18 protein-coding genes are annotated in these 21,662 nt (G+C 51.6%); 9 read left to right on the top strand and 9 right to left on the bottom strand.

Annotation, left to right across the window (positions count from 1 at the left end; all coding sequences use genetic code 11):
* The first annotated feature begins 152 nt into the window (after nt 1-152).
* From HMPREF3016_RS01530 to HMPREF3016_RS01495, 9 genes are all read left to right on the top strand, one after another.
* Nucleotides 153-842 (top strand): hypothetical protein, encoded by a 690-nt coding sequence (locus HMPREF3016_RS01530; RefSeq protein ID WP_070739637.1) that lies wholly within the window; start codon nt 153-155, stop codon nt 840-842.
* A 33-nt stretch (nt 843-875) separates the two neighbouring features.
* Nucleotides 876-1,529: a hypothetical protein gene (locus HMPREF3016_RS01525; protein WP_070739634.1), complete on the top strand. Its 654-nt coding sequence runs from the start codon at nt 876-878 to the stop codon at nt 1,527-1,529.
* 189 nt (nt 1,530-1,718) lie between these two features.
* Nucleotides 1,719-2,285, top strand: a complete 567-nt coding sequence (locus HMPREF3016_RS01520) for a hypothetical protein (RefSeq protein WP_070739631.1) — start codon at nt 1,719-1,721, stop codon at nt 2,283-2,285.
* Between the two features lie 138 nt (nt 2,286-2,423).
* A complete protein-coding gene (locus tag HMPREF3016_RS01515) occupies nt 2,424-3,071 on the top strand; it encodes a hypothetical protein (RefSeq protein ID WP_141757688.1) in 648 nt (215 codons plus the stop codon).
* A 22-nt stretch (nt 3,072-3,093) separates the two neighbouring features.
* Entirely contained in the window at nt 3,094-3,261 is a 168-nt protein-coding gene (locus tag HMPREF3016_RS11020) for a hypothetical protein (protein WP_168165977.1), read from the top strand.
* 30 nt (nt 3,262-3,291) lie between these two features.
* Nucleotides 3,292-4,611: a hypothetical protein gene (locus tag HMPREF3016_RS01510; protein WP_070739628.1), complete on the top strand. Its 1,320-nt coding sequence runs from the start codon at nt 3,292-3,294 to the stop codon at nt 4,609-4,611.
* A 106-nt stretch (nt 4,612-4,717) separates the two neighbouring features.
* Complete coding sequence (locus tag HMPREF3016_RS01505) at nt 4,718-5,047, top strand: hypothetical protein (protein ID WP_070739625.1); 330 nt, start codon at nt 4,718-4,720, stop codon at nt 5,045-5,047.
* 36 nt (nt 5,048-5,083) lie between these two features.
* Nucleotides 5,084-6,316, top strand: coding sequence for a hypothetical protein (locus tag HMPREF3016_RS01500; RefSeq protein ID WP_070739622.1), 1,233 nt, complete (start codon nt 5,084-5,086; stop codon nt 6,314-6,316).
* Between the two features lie 210 nt (nt 6,317-6,526).
* Entirely contained in the window at nt 6,527-7,066 is a 540-nt protein-coding gene (locus HMPREF3016_RS01495; RefSeq protein ID WP_004006160.1) for an FAD synthase family protein, read from the top strand.
* A gap of 124 nt (nt 7,067-7,190) precedes the next feature.
* On the opposite strand, the gene HMPREF3016_RS01490 is transcribed toward HMPREF3016_RS01495, so the two are convergent.
* From HMPREF3016_RS01490 to HMPREF3016_RS01445, 9 genes are all read right to left on the bottom strand, one after another.
* Nucleotides 7,191-7,694 carry a DUF2505 domain-containing protein gene (locus tag HMPREF3016_RS01490; RefSeq protein WP_004006161.1) on the bottom strand — a complete coding sequence of 168 codons (504 nt, stop codon included), beginning with the start codon at nt 7,692-7,694 and terminating at the stop codon, nt 7,191-7,193.
* Nucleotides 7,695-7,930: 236 nt separating this feature from the next.
* Nucleotides 7,931-8,641: a glycosyltransferase gene (locus tag HMPREF3016_RS01485; protein WP_070739619.1), complete on the bottom strand. Its 711-nt coding sequence runs from the start codon at nt 8,639-8,641 to the stop codon at nt 7,931-7,933.
* Nucleotides 8,642-8,917: 276 nt separating this feature from the next.
* Nucleotides 8,918-9,391: a PssD/Cps14F family polysaccharide biosynthesis glycosyltransferase gene (pssD, locus tag HMPREF3016_RS01480; protein ID WP_048753458.1), complete on the bottom strand. Its 474-nt coding sequence runs from the start codon at nt 9,389-9,391 to the stop codon at nt 8,918-8,920.
* Between the two features lie 3 nt (nt 9,392-9,394).
* Entirely contained in the window at nt 9,395-13,033 is a 3,639-nt protein-coding gene (locus HMPREF3016_RS10650) for an oligosaccharide flippase family protein (protein ID WP_083315856.1), read from the bottom strand.
* Nucleotides 13,033-14,346, bottom strand: coding sequence for an O-antigen ligase family protein (locus HMPREF3016_RS01465; RefSeq protein ID WP_048753460.1), 1,314 nt, complete (start codon nt 14,344-14,346; stop codon nt 13,033-13,035). The genes HMPREF3016_RS10650 and HMPREF3016_RS01465 overlap by 1 nt, the downstream gene beginning before the upstream one ends.
* The gene (locus tag HMPREF3016_RS01460) at nt 14,346-15,278 is read right to left on the bottom strand and encodes a glycosyltransferase family 2 protein (protein ID WP_004006166.1); all 933 of its coding nucleotides are present in this window, start codon (nt 15,276-15,278) and stop codon (nt 14,346-14,348) included. The genes HMPREF3016_RS01465 and HMPREF3016_RS01460 overlap by 1 nt, the downstream gene beginning before the upstream one ends.
* Nucleotides 15,279-15,280: 2 nt before the next feature.
* A complete protein-coding gene (locus tag HMPREF3016_RS01455) occupies nt 15,281-16,075 on the bottom strand; it encodes a CDP-alcohol phosphatidyltransferase family protein (protein ID WP_004006167.1) in 795 nt (264 codons plus the stop codon).
* A 300-nt stretch (nt 16,076-16,375) separates the two neighbouring features.
* Entirely contained in the window at nt 16,376-20,053 is a 3,678-nt protein-coding gene (locus HMPREF3016_RS01450) for a fibrinogen-like YCDxxxxGGGW domain-containing protein (RefSeq protein WP_070739616.1), read from the bottom strand.
* A 117-nt stretch (nt 20,054-20,170) separates the two neighbouring features.
* Nucleotides 20,171-20,881 (bottom strand): IMS domain-containing protein, encoded by a 711-nt coding sequence (locus HMPREF3016_RS01445; protein WP_210399777.1) that lies wholly within the window; start codon nt 20,879-20,881, stop codon nt 20,171-20,173.
* Nucleotides 20,882-21,662: the final 781 nt, after the last annotated feature.

Raw genomic sequence — 21,662 nt, 5'->3', positions numbered from 1 at the left:
TCCTGACCCGTTGTATGAGGATGGGGAGTGGATTAATGATCCTGATGAGTACCCTGAGAGTACTTCCTATACTGGCGGCAGTGGTGAGGAGGGTTCTTCTGAATAATACAAGTTAGTTTTCTCGTCGAGTTGCGCTCCAAAAGAGGTAGAAAATGGCTTATAGACAAGCAGGGTCTTCTAAAAAATTCATCGCGCCTTTGTTTCTTGCAGAAGATCGATACTGGGAAGATTATATGCGCTCTTACCTCGAGAAAGAAGGATGGTGCGTTGTGGAGGTCGATTGCGCAGGAGTGCAAGGTACTAGGGATTTTGGGTATCGACTTATGGAAGCGATTCGACTTGATTGGGAGAATGAGATTAGTGGTGAATTTGACTCATACTGGGCTGAAGAACTTGCTACTGAAATCGACTGGCTAGATATGCGCCAAGGACTGTTTGTTTATCTTAAACATTTTGAAGATGTTCTAAAGATGGCCGATTATCTGGGGGCTGATAGTTATGCGAACTATGTAGTACGTCTCATTGATTCGATGCAGCTTCATTACCCTATGCGGCCTGCCGGTCATGAAGGGTATGAGGTTCTTTTTGGGTATGGGTTTGAGGTGTCGAAAGATTCCCTTCCTCGCGTTGAGGAGTATTTTGAAGGTCATCAGACGATCTGCGCTGATCCCAATGCTGTGTATCCTTGGTCTCAGCAGGAGGAGCGGAAGAAGAAATATTTCCCTAGTGGTTTTCCAGATCCGTTGTATGACAAGAATGGTATCTGGATAACTGACCCCAACGTATACCCTGAGAGCACTTCCTATACCGGCGGTCATGAGGGAGAAAGTTCAAATAGTTAGGTTCCTTTGTCTGTCTGCATTTTAGAGAGAAATATGCCTTATCAACAAGAACGGTCTGCCGTAGAATTTACTGCTCCTTTGTTTATCCGTGAGGATGGGTACTGGGAGAATCATATGTTGCCTTATCTGGAGGCGGAGGGGTGGAAGGTTATTGTTGTTGACTGTGCTGGGGTAAAAACCACGTTGGATTTTGCGTATCGTCTGGTTGAGAGTATTGAGAGTGTTTATGCTATTCCGGATGATTTTAACCTGCGTTGGGCGTCTGAAGATGCCTGTCTGATTAACTGGTTTGATATGCGTCAAGGACTGTTTGTGCTGTACAAGAATTTTGAGGACCTCTTTGTGATGGATGATAGGGCTGTTACAGCGTGCGTAAATATTCTGGAAGAAATGGAAGTATATTACGCCACTCGCCAATTACACGGCAGCGGGCTATATCAAGTCATGGTTGGTTATGGTTTTGATGTTTCACAGGAAAGCTTGCCGCGTGTGAAAGAGTTTTTCAACGATAGCATAGTGATTGCTGCTGACGGGGCCAAGTATCCTTGGTCAGGAATGGAAAAAAATAAGAAGTTTTTCTTTCCGGATGGTTTTCCGGATCCTCTGTATGAAGATGGAGATGACTGGATTGATGATCCTGATGAGTACCCAGAAAGTACCACCTATACCGGCGGCAGTAATGGGTAAAGTACATCCGAACAAACCTCAGTATTCAATATTATAAGCTTGATGTTCGTGATTCTGGATACATTATCCGCAATGAACCAAGGATTAGAGGAAGACGAGATACAGAACGTTTAGTAGTAGGTAGTAATGGCGATATCTACTACACCCCCAACCATTATAAAGATTTTGTATTATTAAGGAGGAGCTAGCGTGGAACAAGTTGATGAGGTCTGGGGGTTTATTCCAGTTATATATATTAAAGAATCCCATATTTTGCGGGAGCGTGTTAGCTCTCTTGTGAAAGTAGGCTGGCAAATCGTAAATTTTATAAGTTCCAATATCTCTGACTCGGAGAGTCTAGAGGCGGAAGTTATTCGTGCCATTGATTGTCCTTGGCCTTTGCCAGACGAAGGCGCGTGGTGGACACTTGATTTTGTTGAAGAAATTGATCAATGGAAGGACCTGTCGCAAGGGCTTTTTGTTTATGTTTCTGACTTTGATGGTTTAATCCGCAGTAGCCCGGCAGAAGCGGATACCTTATACCAGCATATTGCACGTATGCAGGATCGTTATCGCTGGGAGCGTCTTCGCGACGGAGATGAAAATCTTAAGTTTATTTATGGTTTTGAATGTTCTGAGAAGAATCTTTCGTTGGTGCGGGATTTTTTCCAGGGATATGTGGTAGTTGTGGATAGGTTTGAACCTGAGCATCCTGAGCTTGAGAGTGCGGAGGCCCTGGGTCCTTTCGTGGATGAGTATCTGCATTTGCCAGAGTAGCGGAATAGAATCAATGAACCTATATATAAGAAAAGGCAGGGTTGTTTATGATTGATTGGTGTCGCTTGTGGGCAGCCCTGATGTTCTATATGCCGAACCATGATGAAACGTTTATTTTGATTAAGGAATAAAAATATTATGAATTATTATGAGCCTATGGGTTTTTATACGTATAAGTGGGATGACGTCTTTTTCCCGGTTGTTTATGTGCGGGAGGATGGTGTTTTAGAGCGGCAGTTGGAGTTGTTGCGGCAGGCTGGGTGGAAGATTATTGAGCTTTCCTGTGAAAAGTTTTTAAAGTCTTCAGGCTCTGAGGAAGATGCCATGGTAGTTTTTGAGGCTATTGAGTTTCCGTATGAGATTCCTCGGTTGCCGGATGATTGGATTCATGAGTATCTTGAGGATTTGCATTGGTTGGATTTGAGTCAGGGGTTCTTTTTTGTTCTGAAGGATTATGATGTGTTCTTCCAAGATCAAGAAAAAATTGACTATTTCATGGCGAAGTGGACTGCAAAGTTGTTGCAGACAGTGGATAATGATTCGCGGTACAGGCATTCTTGGTCGGGGTATGCGGACTACGATCCACCGCATGTGCTCTATGGCATGGAGGTGTCTCGGAACCACCTTGATCAGGTGTTGGAGTTTTTTGAGGGTCGGGCGATTGTGGTGCCTGAGTTTGATGAAGAGGATCCTGGGGCGGAGCATCCTTTGTATGTGAAGACTAAAGAAGACGCTATCAGTAATTTGAAAGGTATAACGGTTAAACCAAAGGATACTGAGGGTTAGATGTATCTTCTGAAGAGACGATGTGACGAATCGTCCAGATCTTCAATTTACTAAAGATGGTAAACGGTACTATGTCGAATGGGATTGTACTACTTCGGGACGTGAAATTGGGCATGCCGAACGTATTGCGGCTAACGATCCCGCACATGGTGGCATTGAGCTACGTATTGTTGATCCGTATAAAAAATAGTTATTAGGGTACGGAAAGGTATAAACTGCCATGACTGAAAATATCGATCGGTATAGGCTTGCAGGTGGAAAGTATGAGCCTGTCACTTATGACTTAGCCTTCTTCAAGGGAAATTACCAATACGTTGCTGATTGTTACAAAAATTGGGCATCAAATATCGAAAGTCCTAGGAATTTAAAATGTAAAGAAGTTCATATTTCGGAGGATAATTTATTTGAGACACTCTTGCCTTTGCAATTTGCTGAAACTAAAATTGTTTTTGTTCAATGTAAGAACGGATGGACTGTCATGTTAAGGAATAGTCCAAAAATGCAAGACTATACAACTATTATGTGGAACATGGAGAAAAAATATTTTCTTGATGGTGTTCTAGTAAGGTATATTCCCAATATTTATCCACCGAAGAATTATAAAGATTTTGATAACTATAGGGAATCACATGGAGATATATTTTTTGGTTATTATAATGGATCTGGAGAAAAACTGTACGGTAAGACCGGGCGTCGTATCATACACTTAAGTCGGCAAGGGCTTCGGAAATGGTATTTCCAGGCAGCGGGTCAACCACCTTTCAGCTTCGAGGATACGAATGTCTATGAGAATCGGAAAGTAGCTGACCGTTTTTCTCCAGAGCTAATGTTACAGTATGCACAGCATCTAGGGATTGACCCGTATAATCCAAGTTTCTATACTGGACCCGCACTTATATGTGTTGTAGAAGCGTCTTGGCATCACGATGATCCAAAATTCTTAAAACCTTTAACTTTTGCCCAAGCGCGCAAAGAATATAAACTTGATCATCTTTACGACAGCTATGGTGATGATGAAGACTCATCGAAACCATATCTTGATGATGTCCAGAAGAATGAATCTAAAAAATCTGATGAATTCGAGCCTTTAGATGAATATCAGGCTGATTCTCTACATCTGAGTGATCTACAGGCATTGTTGCCATTACCGGTTGAACAGGTTAGCGTAGGAGATTTGAATTTCTCTTTCACAGGTAATAAAGATAATTCTTCCTTTAAACTCTATGTGGATTGTGACTGGCGTATCGCTCCGGCGCGAGAGAAAGATCATCTGGAAGGGTTTCCGAGGAATCAGCAAGAGCCTATTAAAGCTCTCCAAGGCGGCATGATAATTGCCGTTGAAGCGGATACACCAGATGCCTATGATCCGCTTATTACCGTTCGCGATATTCATGGTGAGGACTGGGTAATTCACATCCTGAGCGAAGATGAAAATGCTCCGTGGGGTGTCATACAAAATCGGGAACAGATTATCGAAGGCCCCAGTTGGCAGGCTCACGAAGCATGGAAAGAAGCACGCTGCCAGGAGACCGGAAGGTAAAAGCCTAAATATTGGTGACGAAAACTCGTACACCTGCAAACTCTATCCGATACTATCGCTAATGTAGATCATTACATCCCCCGCCCCATGATGAAGGAATAAATACATGGCACTCATAAGCCCCGTTACCAGTCAGAACGACGACTTACAGCGCACTATCGAGCAATTACATTATCAGGGCGCTGAGGATATTCTTGTTAATGCCCCTCAGCAGAGTGCTTACGGCTACCAAGTAGGGTATAACCATCCCGAGTTGCAGTACACGCTTGACGGTAAACGGTACTATGTTTTCTGGCTGACTGAAGAGAGTAAGCTCGCGCAGTATAAGGCACAGCGTATAGCTGCTAATGACCCAGAACATGGAGGGATAGAAATACGTACTGTGCGGGAATACGATGATCCCGCGACGAAGACCTTTACCCGTTCCGCATCCTAAATTCTTACGTAGCGATAACCGACAGAATAGAGTGTTATGAATCCCCACTACACGTTAGCTAACGGTGCATATGAGCCCACTACCTACGAACTTGGTTATATTTATGCGGACCTGCAGGATATCGCCCAGGCATATATCGACTGGCAGCAAAAGCTGGGTTACCGCATGCAGTATGAGGTTGTTGAATCAGGCGGGTTAGCTGCGGCGATGTCGTACCTTGAGCCGCTGCGTCGTATCAGTGATGCTGTTGTGTTTACTGAGTGCGAAAATTATTGGGTTTCGGTTTTGACAAATCGTGTGCCGAGTAACGATGTAGATTCTATTGTGCACACAACCTCTCGACTATTGAATACTACCGGCGTGCTGATCTCAAATGTTCCGAATCGGTACCCTATAGCTTCTCATGCTGATTCTCGGGTGAATGTGCGGGGTCGTCGCCGGTTTGAGGTTCTTTTTCAGCCTGATAATCCCGGCGATATTCACACGGAACGGGCTCGACGATGTGTTGAGGTTAAACGCGAGATGGGCTCTCGGTGGCGTTTCGTTCATGAGGGGCTCCCAATTAACTTTGAGCAGGAAGAAGCATATAAGGTTGCGCGTATTCCTGACCGCCTCAGTGCGGATATGCTGATTGATTATGCGCACGCTATGCGTATTAACCCATATGATGAGAACTTCTACACGGGTCGTAGCGTGGCGGTGTATCGGTACAAACCAGAGTTTGAGGTAGAAGAGAATAAGAAATTTATTGTGCCTCATAGTTTTGCCGAGGCACGCCACTATTTTGGGTATGTTCCTTCTGATGGCACAGCCCCGTTGGAACCATCGGATGAGACACCTGCCGGGTGGGATACCCGTTCAGTACTTGAACGTATGCGTTCACACCTCCCGCTAACCGTTGATGCAGTTGAGGTCATGGGTGAGGACGCCTGCGCAGTTTTATCTGGGAAGGATTGGGCACTTCAAGTTAACTGTAGCGGTGTTCTTACTGCGGCAGAGGGCTCTGTTCCCAAGGAGCCCCAGGAAAATCATTTTCCGGATAGTCTGGGGCAAATTCAGGGAACGGTAATCACTGAGGTTTCCGGTTCAGAAGACGGGTATAACCCCGTGATAACACTGCGTGCTTCTGATGGTTCCCCGTGGACTTTAACCCTGCAAGCGGGCGCGGTGAACGATCCATGGGAGCTATTTGCTCATGGCGAGCGTATTGCTGGCTTTTCGTGGCAGGATCACCAGGCTTGGCAAGCAGGAGATCTCACCGAAGGGTAGCTCATATAGAAGGTGACTTCTCGACATAGCCATCGGGAAGTCACCTTTTTGCCGTCCCTATCATGTTCCTGCGGTTATCCAGACGGAAGCTGAACGGCGTTCCGGCTGGTAAACTGATGGTGCTATACGTGCGGTATAAAACCGCGCAGTCACCGTGTGAATGTGCCCCAGGCGTCTGCCGTAAGCACGTACCCTAAGAGAGGGTTTCTTATGATTATTGGATACGCCGCTGGCGCCTACGACCTGTTCCATTACGGGCACCTCGAAATCCTGCGCAAGGCGAAGGAAAACTGCGACTACCTTATCGCCGGTGTCGTGCACGACGACGTTCTTGAACAGACCAAGGGGCGCCGCCCCGTCATCCCCATTGATGAACGTGCCGCAATCGTCAGCCATATCGACTATGTGGACGAAGTCTACATCGAAACCACCCCGGATAAGATCGAAACATGGCGCCAGAAGCCCTTCAACGTCTTTTTCAAAGGCGACGACTGGAAGGGAACCCCGCAGGGCCTCGCCCTCGAAAAACGCTTCGCAGAGGTCGGTGTGAGTGTCCACTACTTCCCCTATACGGAGCACACCTCAAGCACCAAGCTCCGCAAAGTTGTTGATCTGTTAGAAGCTGAGCACGACTTGCGTGTTGAGATGCGCCGCTTCGCCGAACTTCTTGGTGACCGTGCCTACCATGAGGCGGTAGTCGCCGCTAAAGCAGAGACCCCCGTGGGAGCGGCAGAAGCCGAAGCATCCTAAAGCCCCATCGGTCGTTAGCATTCAGTACCCAACATAAAAAGGCTCTTTATTCGAATAAAGCGGGTTTTTCGCCGCTTCATTCACATAAAGAGCCTTTTTAGCAGGTAGACTAGCAGACCAGTAATTAACCCTGCTGAGCGGTCCACTTCTCAGCCGAGGTACCAAGAACCTTGAGCACGCGACCAACCTGAGGTTCGGCAGCGGCAGCAATCTTCTTGCCCACCAGCGGAATCGAGCAGGAGACCTCACCATTGACGTCCACACGTGCCTGGCTGTCGCTCACAGGAGTGAGGGTCTGGGTAGCCTGCGCGCTTACAGGCATACCGCTAACCTTAACCTCGGTGTTCACGGTGCGGGTGCCGTCGGCAGCGGGTGCGCTCACCTTATCGGTCTGGGTCATACCCACACCGTTAGAGACGAACTTCTTCGCAATATCCGGCACGCGGTCTGCGGGGATGGTGCGCTCGGTAGTGATGGTGTACTCACCGGCGGGGTCACCGTCAAGGTTGAAGCTGACAAAATTAACACCAACCTCGTTGCATACAAAGCGTGCGAAATCTTCGCTCGCGTATGCTGCCGCGATCTGCTCAACCGACACGTTGACGTCGTTGGACTCTTGAACTGCCATATTTTATCTTTTCCTTCCATGGCGCGTGCGAAGCCCCGGGTATCCTATCCGGAAGATAAGCGCTCCGAGGCTTTCGTACCTAACAGGTAACAGCCTTCGTGGCTGCACAACTTGAATGGAACACCCGCGCATATGTACGGTCTTCTGCCACATTAGCGGCGGATGCTCCGGTGTAGCCTTACGTCTGAAAACTCGGCGGATACATGTGCACTATATCGCCGATAGCTACTTAGATTCTACTCGCTGGGTGTAATAGCGTTAATTCGAGCCATTTCTTGCTTACCCGCAGCGTGGGCACGTGCTGCCTGCTTGAAACGGGCTATGTATCCCTCAACACGGCGAGTCTTCCCCGAAAGCAGGTTATCGAGCCCCTGCGCCAGCTGTTCCGCTGCGATACTTGGGTTCGCCACATAGGGCTTTGACGCATGAAAAAGTGAGGGATTTTCAAAGGCTAGAGTAAGCTTATCGAACAGGTCTGCGCGGCTCTCAACGATAACGGCGCCGCCCTGCTTCTCCATCATGGTAACGAAAGGGACCTGGTGGTTATCGACAACTTCATCAAACTCAACGCGGCGCGGTACAACGAGGGGGATAGCGCCGGTGGCACGCGCATCCTGAATAGACCCCGGGCCACCCTGAACCAGTACAACCTGCGCCTTGGCATATAGGCGTTTGAGGGTACCTGCGGGCAGAAGTTTAACGTTGTCTGCCCCTTCAACGGGGGAGGTATGGCCGTGTTGAATGAGGCATCGTACCTGAGGATTCTCCGCCAAATAAGCCTTGACCCACCGTAGCAGCCGGTCAAAGGTGTGATAGTCGGTTCCGAGAGAAACCACAAGATCATAAGTATCCGCCGGAAGACGTGAGGGAGCCTGGGCGAGAGTGAAGCTCGCCGGATCGAGAATAATGCTATGCCCCGCAGTATGGGGCACGTTCTGAATAGACATATATGTCTGATCCTAACTCTAATCGGTGAGTGCGGAATCGGTCAGCCTAAAGAGTGGAAGTAGGCCAGCTAACCCCGAGTGGTTGGTAAATCGGAAGAGTTTCTGCGATTGACTCCGGTGGTTAGTCGAAGGTAATGCTCGCCCGCAGATGTTGTTATCAGTTTGTTATGTATTAAGTATATACGCGCAGACGCAGGATTAAAGTAAAACTTCACGGTCATGAAAGCGGTGAAAATTATTAATCCCACGCCCGCGCATATAATGCGGTGCTGCGCCCTAGAAAATCGGATGCAGAATCGTCGAATCCGGAAAATTCTTCTGCTGTTCCTCATTCTGAACGTTAAAGCTATCGGCCAGAATATAGAGCATCTTTCCCGTCATCGTCGGCAGCGTTGGGCGGTCATAACACTCAATGTACATGGTCTTGACCCGAAATAACTTCGCCGCTACGAAGAACGGAACCGCAACCCCAGCCCCCGCAGAAACTACGGCCTGCGGTTTCTCCTGAGGAATAACCTTCAGAGCCAAGAAGAAATTCCGAATAGCGTTCTTAATATTGCGGGTCGTAGGGTAGTAGGCCCAATGTACACGCTCGTTCTCAAGCGCCGCCTGAACATCGGGCTGTTTGAAACTCACCCACACCCGCTCGTAGTTTTCCCACGCAGAAGCGGTCTCGGTCAGATGCTTCAAATGCCCGCCGCTGCTAGAGACGAGAAGTAACTTTGCGGACTTATCCGACGAATTAGTCATCGCTTACCCCTCCTTCTGCGGTTCCATAAATACTGCGATGCTCACGGTATTTTCAAGAGTCTGCAGGTACGAGAAGAGCTCGCGCAGCTTTGCCCGGTTAGTATCTTTGTTCACCGGAATCAGGCACAAACGAGTGGCATTGCTGAATCGCACAACCTGCGGAAGCGTAGCGGAATTCCCCAAATCAACCACAACGGGAATGGAATTACCCGCAACATACTTCTCGGGGTCCTGCAGCGAGTGACTGTCTTTGAGCGACTTGTAGTCGATAAAACGCACCTGATCGCTTGGCAGCGCGGTGTAGAGAGCCTGGTACAAACGGTAAGCGAGTTTGCCGGATGCAGAACTGAGGGTAATACCGGCATAACCGGCTTTCTTGAGGTCACCATCCGTAGCGCCTACACGGTGCAGCAGCAAAAGCGCGCCTTCGGTGTCGTTCGGCTTGAGCTCATGCGAATCGATACCCATTTCCTTGAGACGACCAGCGTAACCTAAGGTACGCATCGAACGGTCATAAATGTATGCTGCAGCAATACCCACCAGCAGACCGAAGGCACCGCCAACGACAGTCAGAACCATGGGGGAGAGTCCCTTCTGGCTCTTTGGAACCTGAGCCGAAGATACAACACGACCGCCCTCCTGAGAAATCAGCTCAAGCTGAGAAAGGCGTTCACGAAGCTGAGTAAGTTCGGAAGCTGGGATGGTATTGCTATTTTGTGCTTCGTCAATCTTCTCATTGAGCTTCTTGCGCCGGTCCTCCACATTAGCCTTGAGGCCTTCACTACGCACCTCCAGATAGGCTTCAGCCACGGCATTTGCGTAGTCAGCCGCTTGCTGGGCGTTAGGCAGAGTCACCTCAATATCCAAAACGGCCGACTGCGAAGTACCCGTTACCTTTGTGGCAGCCATGAGCTTATCAACGTCCATCGCCTGGTAGTTGGGGCCCTCTTGGTTAGCCTGAGCCTTGGTAATGGCACGCCCGGCAACCTGGCGGGAACTTGCCGCACGGGACTCGGTGTTAATATCGACCTTCAAGGAGTTCGCGCTGCCGGTTCCAGAAAGGTCGTTCACGAGCGGATAAACCACCACAGTTGATTTCGCGGCGTATGATGCAGGCGAAATCACACCGTAAGTTCCCGCAAGAATCGCCATCACCACGATCGGAATAAGAACAATGAGCTTATGGCGCCATACGCGCTGAACCTGCTCAAGCAAAGATGCCGAAGGCTGTTTCTCGGAAGTGCTCGAATTTTCCATGGTGTTCTCTTTCTGAACGATAATCCTGGGTCGTTCGTGGTTTGTGATCGGTGTTGTGTTGTGAGAGTCTGTCGTATCTTCAGAAGACTTCGCCGGGGCTTCGGCGTCTGTACTTTCCGCTGGTGTCGCCTGAGTCTTAGCGGCGGGCTGCGCGGGTATCATGCCCGTGGGCGTATCCGGGGCACCATTCGCGGTAGCCTGTGCAATCGCAGGAAGCCTCGGCTTCTTCACGGCTTGCACGGGTCGAGCTGGCTCGGGAGATTTATCGGCTTCAGGCTGTGCAGAATCCTGCGGCAGAGCATTTCTGAGGGTACCAACCGCAGAATCGGGCGAACCCGGCTCATCACCAGCCGCCGCACCCAGGAATATTGGCACGGTTGGCGATTTTTCGATATGCGGTGTTTTCCCCGTCTGGGGGCTGCTGTGATCCTGCGACGATGCGTTAGCCTGCAGCGCAGACTCTTGTTCTCTCCCCATGTGCGGAGCTTGTCCCTTCTCGTGAAGTTGTTCGTGGTGAACCGCCGTTCCCTCGGCGGGAGGCGTAGCTGACAGATGTGTCTCAGCTGCGGTATGTTGCTGAGAGGGCGCATCCGAAGACTGCGCCGGTGATGTTTTAGAAAGCGCCGCAGTAACAGCAGAAGCAATGCTGGAGGAGCGCTGAGGATGCTGCGGAGAAACCCCGACGAGCTGAACCATCGTTGCCCCGTGGGCAAGCGCATCATTCAAGCGCTGTGCATCGGCACCGGAATCGGTATACTGCGGGAACGCCTCACGTCGCCCCTGAGCAATAGCGGCACGCACCGCCGAAAACTTGCTGGGGGAGCGAACGATCGCCATCACCGTGGTAGGCGCGTTTTCCGGGGTCTGGGCTGCAACAACTTCTTCCGCGGTTGCGGGCTTCTTGCGTGCCGAGAGGAAACGCTCAACGCCCAACGGCTTGCGGAAGCGCTTCAGCAGGTAGCCGTAGCTTGGAACCAGAAGAACCAGGTACAGCACAAGAGCTACTAGGCTTTGCCCCAGAACCGCAAGCGGAATAAGGGCGCATACGGTCGGTACAGCACCGCCAAGGATGAGTGCCGGAGCCATTTCCTTGACGGTAGCGCGAATACCCACCAGCTTGAAGACCTGGTAGCTTGCCAAGAACGTATCAATCAGCAGCGCCGCCGCCCAAGCGGTGACGGCACCATAGAGCCCCCATAACGGAACCAAGGTAAGGTTCAGGATAATCGCCAGAACCAGAGCAGAGAGCTTATTGAGAAGCTGCCAACGGCTTTTACCGCTCATAAGCAGAACGGACTGCACGCCGCCCGCACTCATCGCGAGCATCGCCGCCGGGCAGATAACCCAGAGAATACCGGCGCCAGACTCGAAACCTTTACCAAAGAAACGCAGCAAAACCGGGCCGAAAAAAGCAAGTGAAAGGTAGAAAGGCCAAGCTAGGGCGGTGAGCACGCGGGTGGTCGCAAGGAAGATTTCACGGGCACGAACCAAGTTTTGGGTTGCCAGCGCCGCGCTGATCGATGGTCCGGTCACGATGCGCCCGGTGTGTTCGACCATAGTGCCAACACGCACACACCGGTTTACCGCGCCGTATACACCGCCCGCGGCCGGTCCGAGGAATGCTGCGATAACCAGCACATCAATCCATTCGAGTGCGGTCTCGACAATGGCGGCAACACCGCGGGCAGATGAGAACATCCAAAAGGAACGCAGCGTTTCTTCCGGGGCGTCCTGATGCTCGTTCGTGGTGGGCGGCGTATCCTGGCTCATTTCTTCGGGAAGAGGGCGGTTGAGCAGGTATGCGGTGACCGCCGTGGTGATAATCACCGGAATAGTCCATGCCCACACTAAGCCCATCAGAGAACCCGCAAGAATCACCGCAAGAGCTACGCCAGCTAGGCGAAGAGTCGGGAGCACCACGTTCTGCAGGAGGGTGAATGTCACTACCTGGTTTAGACCACGTAACGCGCCGAACCCCACCGTCATGGCGGCGGCAATTATCAGGAACGGAGCGCTCACCCGTAGAGCGGTGGCGTATTCGTCGCTTCCCGGCATGATCAAGCTGTACACCAGCGCTGCGAGGGCTACGACAACGGCAAGAAGTACCGAGGGGAAAAGAGCGAAGCGGATAAGCTGGGGGAGCGCAGAGTATCGTCCTAGGGCACGCTGTGCGGACATCGTGCGTACAAGCCCGGTATCCGCGCCAAAGACTGAGAGCGAGGTTCCGATCGCAAAGAGTGCCATTAGACGGAAGAATTCACCGGCACCGGCTGCGCCGATTCCGTTTGAGACCACGAGGGTTGTAACGAAAGCAATACCGGCACCGTACATCACACAGAGAGAAGCCAGCGAGCCGCTGCGCGCTAAAGAAGCATGACGTGCCATTAAAGCTCCTCTCTGTAATATCGTGCACGAATGCAGGCCATGGCGCTGAGCAGAAGAACGCTCAGCTGTGCCACATCGAAGCTATAGAAAATAATGACAACACAGCTGCAGACCGGAATGGAATGCAGCCAGAATCCGGCGGGAGTGCGCACCTTCAACCCTTCACCCAAGATGCTGAGAATAAAGAGGGCGTATATAGCAAGACCCACAAATCCGAAACAGAACATTAGAGTCCATAGATACCCCTGAGTACCCATCGAAACACCCACGCTCAATTCCATGCGGGGAGTTCCATACCCCACAATGGGAGACTCTAAGGACGCTGCCCAGGTTGAGCGGTACAGCGCTGCGCGACCGCCGGTCGAGTCAGAATACTGCTGACGACCCAAAATAGCCGCCACCGTGCCGGAGGCAATTAACGCGGTCACCACCCCGACAACCATCACCCCGGCCGCCGTTACCAAGCCCCAGTAGCGACCAATAATCAGGCGAATAATGACGTATGCAGTCGCAAAACCCAGACCAATGAACATACCGCGGTTACTGGTCGCAACGAGCGGCACGACCGACGCTCCGAGGACGATCGCCAAAAAGATGCGCAGAAGCCACGAGCGTGTGCGCGCAAAGAACGCGAACATGACGGGGGTGAGCACGGTAAAGGCAAGACCCCAGCTATTGGCGTAGGGGAAAGGAGCGGCGGGGCGCACGTAGGGTTCGGGCGCCCCCCAGGGGTTTTGAACCTCCGCGAAGGGTGGGAGCATATAGTCTTTCACCAAAGAGTTCGACATGAAACTCTGTGGCACGACGTAGCTCATTGGTGTTTGAACGCGTACTTCCGGGAAGAGCACGCCGCCCCATCCGAGTACGACAACCGTAACCCACAGGGCAGTTAAGCTGCCCAAGAGCTGATTGATCGAGATGCTTTCTTTAGCGTTGAAATAGTAGAGCGCATACACGCCCGCGTTGAGAATATTGACGAAGCGCAGCGTCCAGGCGATATAGTCTGTCACATCTTCTAACGAGACGGTACAGACAATCACCCAGAAGATGAACGCAGCCCATATCCAGAGCGAGCGGGGCACCCGCACGCCGCCGCGGATAGTCAAGTAAATGACCATCGTAACCGAAAGCACCAGCGGCACGATCTGAAGCAGCCCCAACGCCCAGAATGCCGGGAACCCATAGAACAGGGTGAGAAGAGGCCACGCAGGAAGACGTTTACGGGGTGCCTGTGCGGATGCACCGCCCGCCGCGGGTGTAGACGCGAGCTTCCTTGAAGCACCGAGGGTTGGAAGAGCTAGAGCAGTAGACATTACAGACCTCTTCCTGTCTTCTGAACGAGATCAAGAAGCAGCTGAGGTTTCACAATCCCCAGTGCTACCACGTATGCCGCCCAGGCACGTAATTGCTTTTTATCGCGTTTAAGGGCCGAGCGGGCGTAGGAACGAGCAAGATCACGGTGACCGAGCGCTGCATGCACAAAAGCTATCTGCCCGGCAATACGTGCCAGTCCACGCGGGCTACGCTCAAATTCGGGGAATTTTTGCAGTATATAGGTAAGCCCGTCCGCCATAGCCTGCCACTTACCGGCAAAAAATGAGGGACGATCCCACAGCACCAGAATAAGCGGTTTCTGCACTGAAAAAACGTCGCCGTAGCGGGTTGCTCGTAAGAGTAAATCGTAGTCTTCGCCGTAGGAAGCTGGCAGCTCCTCATCGACTAAACCGAGATGGTCGGTCACAAGGTCTTGCCTCGCATAGAGCATAGCGGAAGGATGAATCTCCGTAATGCGTGAGAGCAGAAAATCATCGAAGGATGCACGCTTAGGCGCCAGCCGCTCAATATCACGCCCACCCGAGCGAACGGTGATACCCGAAGAAACTGCGACCGCCTCCGGGTGAGCATTCCACAGTGCGAGTTGTTCGGTCAGCTTGGTGGGCATCCAATAATCGTCGTCGTCACAGAAACCAATAATTTCTCCAGTGGCGGCAAGAATCCCGCTGTTACGACCACCCGCAAGCCCGCCCGTGCGTGTGTTTGCTATCGTATTGAGTTTCCGATTTTCCGGAACCTGCACGTCTTCCAGTAGATCGGGCTCTACCCGGTCATACACCACGACAACCTCGATAAACCCCGCATAATCTTGATCGAGAATAGAGCGTACCGCAGTGCGCAGAGTTTCGGGACGTTTACCGTTAGTTGCGATCACGGCGCTTACGGCGGGAGCTGAAGATTCAAACTTCACGGTTATGCCTCCTGCGAGGGGGACGATGCGGGGGTTGCAAGCGTGACGTATTTACGGCGCATAGACAGCAAAACGGTCGCCGCGTTTGCCAAGAAAAGAAGCGCATAGACGAAGACGAAGATCACGCCAAAACCCCAAAAAATGTAGATCCAGCAGAGCGTACCGGCGTCCATATGCAGATTGATGAAGGAACGGAGGTTACCCCCGGTCGAAGGTGCCGCAGTTTTACGGTTTTTGCGCAGCTGCTCAGCGAGAATCTGACTCATAAAATGTCCGGCGGTGAGTACTGTGAATGCCATGGGCAGTACCCAAAGAATCCAGCCACCGGGAAAACCATCGGCGGTATGTGATACAGAGAAGTATTCGGGAAAACGGATGAAACCTACCAGCGTCGCTAGGTGTACGGTGGGTACTCGCATGGAATCTACTACATGGTCAAGCCATTCTCCTGCGGGTGAGGATGCGCCGGTCACGCGGGCTACCTGCCCGTCCGCCGAATCAAGCCCGTAACCGAGGGCAAACAGAAGCGCAACGATAACGCCTGTCAGGATTGTTGGGGGAGCGGTTAGAAGAACGATAACACCTGCCGCTGAGATAGCTGCGCTGACCGCCGTAACGCCGTTGGGCGTAATACCAAGAGAGACAGCGGCAGCAGCGAAATAGCGTGCAATCCTGCGGTTTACCCATCGGGTGTATGCGGGAACTCCAATACCTGGTTTTTGCGCCTGCTCAAGCGCTCTCAGAGTATCCGAAAAGCCGGGGCGTTTTGCTGTGCTTGGCGTAGTGATGTGACCCATGTGAAGAATCCTAATCGGTGATCAAAGTTTGAGGTGGTGCCGCGGGTGATGACGACGTTTGCTGTTACCTAAGCCCGCCGGAAGACATGCGATCTAAAACCGAGTGTCCGAGCAAAAAGTAAGTCATAAAGATTATAGAAATAAAATGCTCTAAAAAGTAGGACTTTGCCAGGCGCGCCTTATTTTGCTGACTCTTAGTCAAACATTGAAGACGGTATCGCGCTGAAAAACGCCCCCGTAGCCGAATACTAAATCCAGCTACAGGAGCGTTTATGCAGTCCCTACAAAGGGGCTAGGTGATTACCAACCGAATCCGTAGTCGTAGAATGCACGACCGAAGAATCCGTGGGCATAACCGAAGCCACCCATGTAACCAAAACCACGGTGATCGTAGTTATAGGCTACGCGTTGGTTACGACGACCGTAGTAGTCACCGTTACCATAGTTGCCGTAGTACTCCGGGTAGTACCAGTACCAGACCTGAGGGCGGTGCTGCTGACCGTTATCCTCCTGATTCTGTACTTCAGGAAGGGGGTTCTGGTGCTGCGCGGTGGAAATAACCTGCATATCGAAGCTGATGTTGTTGCTCCAGTGCGAGTTAGCGTGAACCTCAACGGCGATTGCGTTGCGACCTTCGCGCAGGTACTCAGCAGGAACGTCAACTGAGAACAGCTGAGCGTTCTGGCTTTCCGGACGCTGGGTTGCGGGGGTATTAGCCGAGATACGACCCTGCGGCATGTTCTTACGAGCAACTTCCTTGCCGTTGACATAAACCACAGTACCGTCATCTGCGTAGGTGGTGAGCTTCAGATACTGCTGAGCCTGTTCCTTCGTGAGGGTAACGTCCTTACGGGCGTAGATGCTCATCGGAGTACCAAAGAAGGTATTCACCTCGGTCTCAACGTTCACCGAGCCAGCACCCAGGGGAGCCTTGCCGCGAGACCATGCGCCGCCGAGCCATGAACGAGTTTTCCATTCGCTTTCGGCGCGGTCGCTGCCTACGCGGTAGACCCATGAAGAACCGCTATCGACGAGAACCTGATCGCCCTGGGGCTTCTGCTCCTGCTTCGGATCCTCTTGTTTGGGCTGCTCTTGCTTGGGGTTGTCCTGTTTAGGATCTTCCTGCTTGGGCTGCTCCTGCTTCGGGTTCTCCTGCTGCTTAGGCTCGTTCGGCTTCAGATCATCGTTGGGATCAGCGGGCTGAACCTGGTCGTCTGTCGCAGGGTTTTCCGGCTGAGGCTGTTCATCCTGTTTAGGCTGCTCCTGCTTGGGAGCGTCCTGGATGGGGTTCTCCGGCTGAGGATTGACAATATTCTTATTGTCATCCTGCTTGGGATCTTCCTGTTTAGGCTGCTCCTGCTTAGGATCCTCTTGCTTGGGCTGCTCCTGCTTAGGATTATCCTGTTTGGGAGCCTCCTGCTTAGGATCTTCCTGCTTAGGCTGCTCTTGCTTAGGCTGTTCCTGTTTAGGATCTTCCTGCTGCGGGTTGTCCTGCTTGGGCTGTTCCTGCTTGGGGTCCTCTTGCTTAGGATCGTCCTGCTTAGGGTTTTCCGGCTGAGGCTGCGGATTCTCCTGCTTGGGGTTCTCCTGCTTAGGCTGCTCAGCCTTCTTACCAGATACAGCAACCGAAGTAGAAGCAGAGTAGTTACCGTTTGCATCAGCCGCACGCACGAAGTAACGAGCGTTGTCGGTGTGCTTTACCCTGTAGCTGGTGCCGTTCACAGTAGCAATCACGCGATCGTTACGGAGCACATGGTAACGTGCACCCGCCTCGCCAGATGCGCTCCAGTTCAGCTGATCGTTATCACCGGATTGAGCAACGGTCAGGTTACTCGGAGCAGGCGGGGGAGTAACATCGCGTGGTGCGTAGCGTACGAAGCCAACAGATTCCTGCTGCACACCATTTTCACCTAGGGAGCGGTTCAAATCGCCGCCAACCCACAGTACACCATTGGAGTCCACGAAGGATTCCCAGATGCCGTGACCACTCTTACCCTTAAGGGTAGGAGCGAACTCGGGGAGAGTTTTACCGCTGTCCTTATCGAACGCAGCAACCAAACGGATGCTGTCGGTCACGGTAGAACCACGCCATGCGTAGTCGTGGGTGCCGCTGCCCTGGTACAGGAAGTCACCACAGTGGCAGGCGCCGTAGATGTTATTACCGTTGAGATGCAGATCCTGGAAATCACCGCCGTTGCGGGTAATACTCGAGCTCAAACGGGTCATTGGTTCGTTCTTAGTGTACTGAGAAATCATGTGCTCAGTACCGCCAAGCCATACGGAGCTGCCAGCATCCTGAACGTCAAAGTGGAAGCCCCACACCCTTTTCTCGCGGGTTTGTGGATCCGGAAGGTATGAGGGAGTGACCTCCCATGTGCCGACCTTCTTGGCGGAATCGAGGATACGTGCCACACGGAATGCGCGTTGGTCATTCATCTCGGTGAAGTAACCGGCGGCAAATACCTCGGAGTTATCTGCCGATGCACTCATACCATTTACTGTTCCGTTGAAACGCGGGGTCCACGTGCGATCAACCTGGTTGGTGGAGATCTTCACGCGAGCAGCGTTACGGGAGTAAACCTTATTGGGGGTTCCTGAGCTCTTGAGATGGGTAAACGTACCGCCCAAGTACAGGTAATCCCCCTGAGCTTGCAGAGTCTTCACAGAAAGAGCTGAACCGGAAACATTGTTTTCAACCTGCAGGTTCAGTTCGCGGTCAAGCTGTCCGGTTGCGGGGTCAAGCACCGCAAAACCGGGCACCTTTTCGCCGTTAACCTCGGTGAATTCACCACCAACGGCCAACTTGTTGTTCGGCAGAGCCTCAAGAGACTTAATTTGACCATTGAACTTCGGCTTGAAGGTCTGCACCAGTTCACCAGTATTGACGTTGAAACCAGCAAGATAAGACTGATCCACATGAGCACCGGCTGCAGACTCCAGGTATGCAAAGTCACCGCCGGTGAAGACAGTGTCACCTACCTGAGTAATAGCCTGAACGTAGGTGTTCATTTCGTTGACGTTACCGGTTCCAGACTTATCGCTTGTGCGCCACTTCCATGGCATAGAACCGCTCTTGGGCAGTGCGCGGCGGTTACTTGCCGCGGTACCGTTATCGCCAATAGCCTGTGCCCCCATGTTCTGCTGGGTTAGCTTCGGGCGCAGGTAGACCTGAGTGAAAGCGAAGGGAGTAGCGTTGGAACCGCTCGGGCGGTACAGATATGAGTTGCTTGCGCTCTCATTGCGATTTCCGTTAGCACGAACATCACGGCTGTAGCTAAAGCCGAGCTTCCATCCCTGCTCACGCTGCTCATCAAAGTTCAGCACCGAGTAGGTACCATTTTGCTGGATATGACCCTCGGTCTTGTCGAAGTGGGTACGATCCCTCTGCATGTACTGGGGGTTATCCGCGCTGACGTCAATATTGGACCAGATATTGTTGCTTCGCAGAGCCCAGGTCCAACGCTCGGTCTGATCACGGTGCGCCGTGATGTTCTGCCATTCCGTGCCGTCAGTATTCAGAGCGCGGCGGAAGCGTACGCCATCTTCAAGATCCTGCGGCTTCTGACCGTTCAGCAGCTCATCAACAGTGGTGGAGGGCAGCTGTACCGGAGTCATTGCGTCGTCACCCTCAGGGCTGGTGTACAGCTTAGATGCAGCACCTCGACCGTGGTAGTTCTCGGTCCAACCGTCACGGCCGCGACCAATCAGAACCCAACCGCCGCCGTTAGTCTCCTGGTCGCAGTAGAACTGCTGTGGAGCCGACATCGAAGGGGTGTACAGCCAGTACTTACCGGATTTTGCATCCTTGTTGACTTGTTTAGCTTCATAGCAGGAAGCGGCTGCCTTGTCGCTGGAGGAGCCGTCGTGAACGACCGCATCCTCAGCAGCGTAGGCTACGGGACCTACCGGGGCTAGCCCGGAAAGTCCAAGCGTCAGGGCAAGCCCTACCGCCGTAGTCGCTTTTCTAGCAAATTTCATGGTTTTATTGCACCTCCGTTGAATGCTGAATACGTATTGAAGGAGTGGAATAAACACGGGCAGACACCGAAGGATAAAACGGCCTTACGATGCCTGTAGGTACGACGTACCATGTGCTTAGCAATCGGGATTGTTAGGGAAATCGTGTTGGGCTATTTTCCACGTGCCGTCAGATTCGACCAGCGTATATATATTGAGAGCTCGTTTGCCTCCGCTCTGGAGTTCCCGACCCGAGCTGTCTTTGGTCTTGACTTGGGAGGAATCCAGGCACACCTCGACGAATCGTGCACGCTTGCCCTGGTAGGTTCCTTCGGCAACTTTGGGGCTGCCGACGACCGTGCTGGTGCCCTCGTAATGCCAACCGTTTTGGGCGTACTCGGCAGCGGATGCCGCGTATTCTTCAGCGGCGTTGTCTACAGCTACCTTGTTGATGGAGTCCATGGTTGCCTCATCAAGAAACTGCCGGGGTTGACCGGAATCTGATGAAGCAGTATCTGCTGAACCTTCAGGCGCGCTTGGAACAGAAGACATGGTCTGCTCATAGGAGTTTACGAGACCGTTGACTTCTTTAACCTCGGCAGCGTCAGTCGAGACAGTTTTAGCGTCTTTGAGTTGCTCTGCCTGGGGATAATTTTCGTCCTGCGCAGGAACTTCAGCCTGTGCAGATTCAGAGGAAGAAGTAGCAGTCTCAGAAGAAGAAGGGGCGGAAGAAGCGCTAGATGCGCTGGAAGCAGAAGATGACGAGCTTGCTGAAGCTGAGCTGTCAGGGCTCGCAGTCTGTTGATCTGATGACTGAGAGCATGCCGCAAGGGGGACTATCAGAGACAAACTCAGAAGTAAGCCCGTTGCTGCCCGTCGCTGTTTCGGAAGTGAAGAAAACGTACGAAGCACGATCTTTCTCGTTCAGTTGTAAGGTGGTTGGTTATCGGTAAAGTGAAGGCACTTCTGCCAACAATAACGACAACCCACCCTTTGTGTAATTGTAAGTGAGTGAATTGCTATTGCCGACGGGAGTACCCGTTGGTTTTTATTATTTTCCATGGGGCTACACCGCGCCATGAAGGCACAGAACTTTCCGTGGATACCTATAGGCTAGCACAGCGAACGAGAGTTGTGACCGCGGTGAGGTCACAATACTCGCGGATAGTCCGAGGGGTGGACAAATACTATAAGAAAACCTAATAAATATTTTATGAACCCTTATCAAAAGAAAGGTGTAAATGGTTGTTTCGATACAAAGCTGATAGTTGTTCTCGTGTATAGAAATTTACTCATAAAATACCTATAAAACTTCTGAGGGGGTTGGGTTTTGGTAACTGAGTCTACTTGAAAGATACTTAAAGCTCTTAAATTTATAAATATGCACTCAATATACGTTCTGAGACTTGGCACATACTTTACCTATCAAATAAAAAATAATAGTATATACCCCCAGAAAGCAGGTTCCTTGTGATAACAAGGGAGAAGGGAGGTGAGCGAGCCTTACTGTAAATTTCCTAGCCACAGCCTTAAAACCAGGATTTACAAGGGGATATACCTTAAGGACACTCTCATGAACAGTTAAAAATATGCATTTCGCATGCCATCCTCAAAAATATGAGCAGATAGG

The organism is Rothia sp. HMSC065D02, from assembly GCF_001815285.1.
Classification (GTDB): domain Bacteria; phylum Actinomycetota; class Actinomycetes; order Actinomycetales; family Micrococcaceae; genus Rothia; species Rothia dentocariosa.
This window is presented reverse-complemented; position numbering and strand designations above follow the sequence as displayed.

Bases quoted from the DNA above. Each gene is read 5' to 3' on its own strand.
- HMPREF3016_RS01530 (WP_070739637.1), top strand. From the start codon at position 153: ATGGCTTATAGACAAGCAGGGTCTTCTAAAAAATTCATCGCGCCTTTG.
- HMPREF3016_RS01525 (WP_070739634.1), top strand. From the start codon at position 876: ATGCCTTATCAACAAGAACGGTCTGCCGTAGAATTTACTGCTCCTTTG.
- HMPREF3016_RS01515 (WP_141757688.1), top strand. From the start codon at position 2,424: ATGAATTATTATGAGCCTATGGGTTTTTATACGTATAAGTGGGATGAC.
- HMPREF3016_RS01510 (WP_070739628.1), top strand. From the start codon at position 3,292: ATGACTGAAAATATCGATCGGTATAGGCTTGCAGGTGGAAAGTATGAG.
- HMPREF3016_RS01505 (WP_070739625.1), top strand. From the start codon at position 4,718: ATGGCACTCATAAGCCCCGTTACCAGTCAGAACGACGACTTACAGCGC.
- HMPREF3016_RS01500 (WP_070739622.1), top strand. From the start codon at position 5,084: ATGAATCCCCACTACACGTTAGCTAACGGTGCATATGAGCCCACTACC.
- HMPREF3016_RS01495 (WP_004006160.1), top strand. From the start codon at position 6,527: ATGATTATTGGATACGCCGCTGGCGCCTACGACCTGTTCCATTACGGG.
- HMPREF3016_RS01490 (WP_004006161.1), bottom strand. From the start codon at position 7,694: ATGGCAGTTCAAGAGTCCAACGACGTCAACGTGTCGGTTGAGCAGATC.
- HMPREF3016_RS01485 (WP_070739619.1), bottom strand. From the start codon at position 8,641: ATGTCTATTCAGAACGTGCCCCATACTGCGGGGCATAGCATTATTCTC.
- pssD (WP_048753458.1), bottom strand. From the start codon at position 9,391: ATGACTAATTCGTCGGATAAGTCCGCAAAGTTACTTCTCGTCTCTAGC.
- HMPREF3016_RS10650 (WP_083315856.1), bottom strand. From the start codon at position 13,033: ATGGCACGTCATGCTTCTTTAGCGCGCAGCGGCTCGCTGGCTTCTCTC.
- HMPREF3016_RS01465 (WP_048753460.1), bottom strand. From the start codon at position 14,346: ATGTCTACTGCTCTAGCTCTTCCAACCCTCGGTGCTTCAAGGAAGCTC.
- HMPREF3016_RS01455 (WP_004006167.1), bottom strand. From the start codon at position 16,075: ATGGGTCACATCACTACGCCAAGCACAGCAAAACGCCCCGGCTTTTCG.
- HMPREF3016_RS01450 (WP_070739616.1), bottom strand. From the start codon at position 20,053: ATGAAATTTGCTAGAAAAGCGACTACGGCGGTAGGGCTTGCCCTGACG.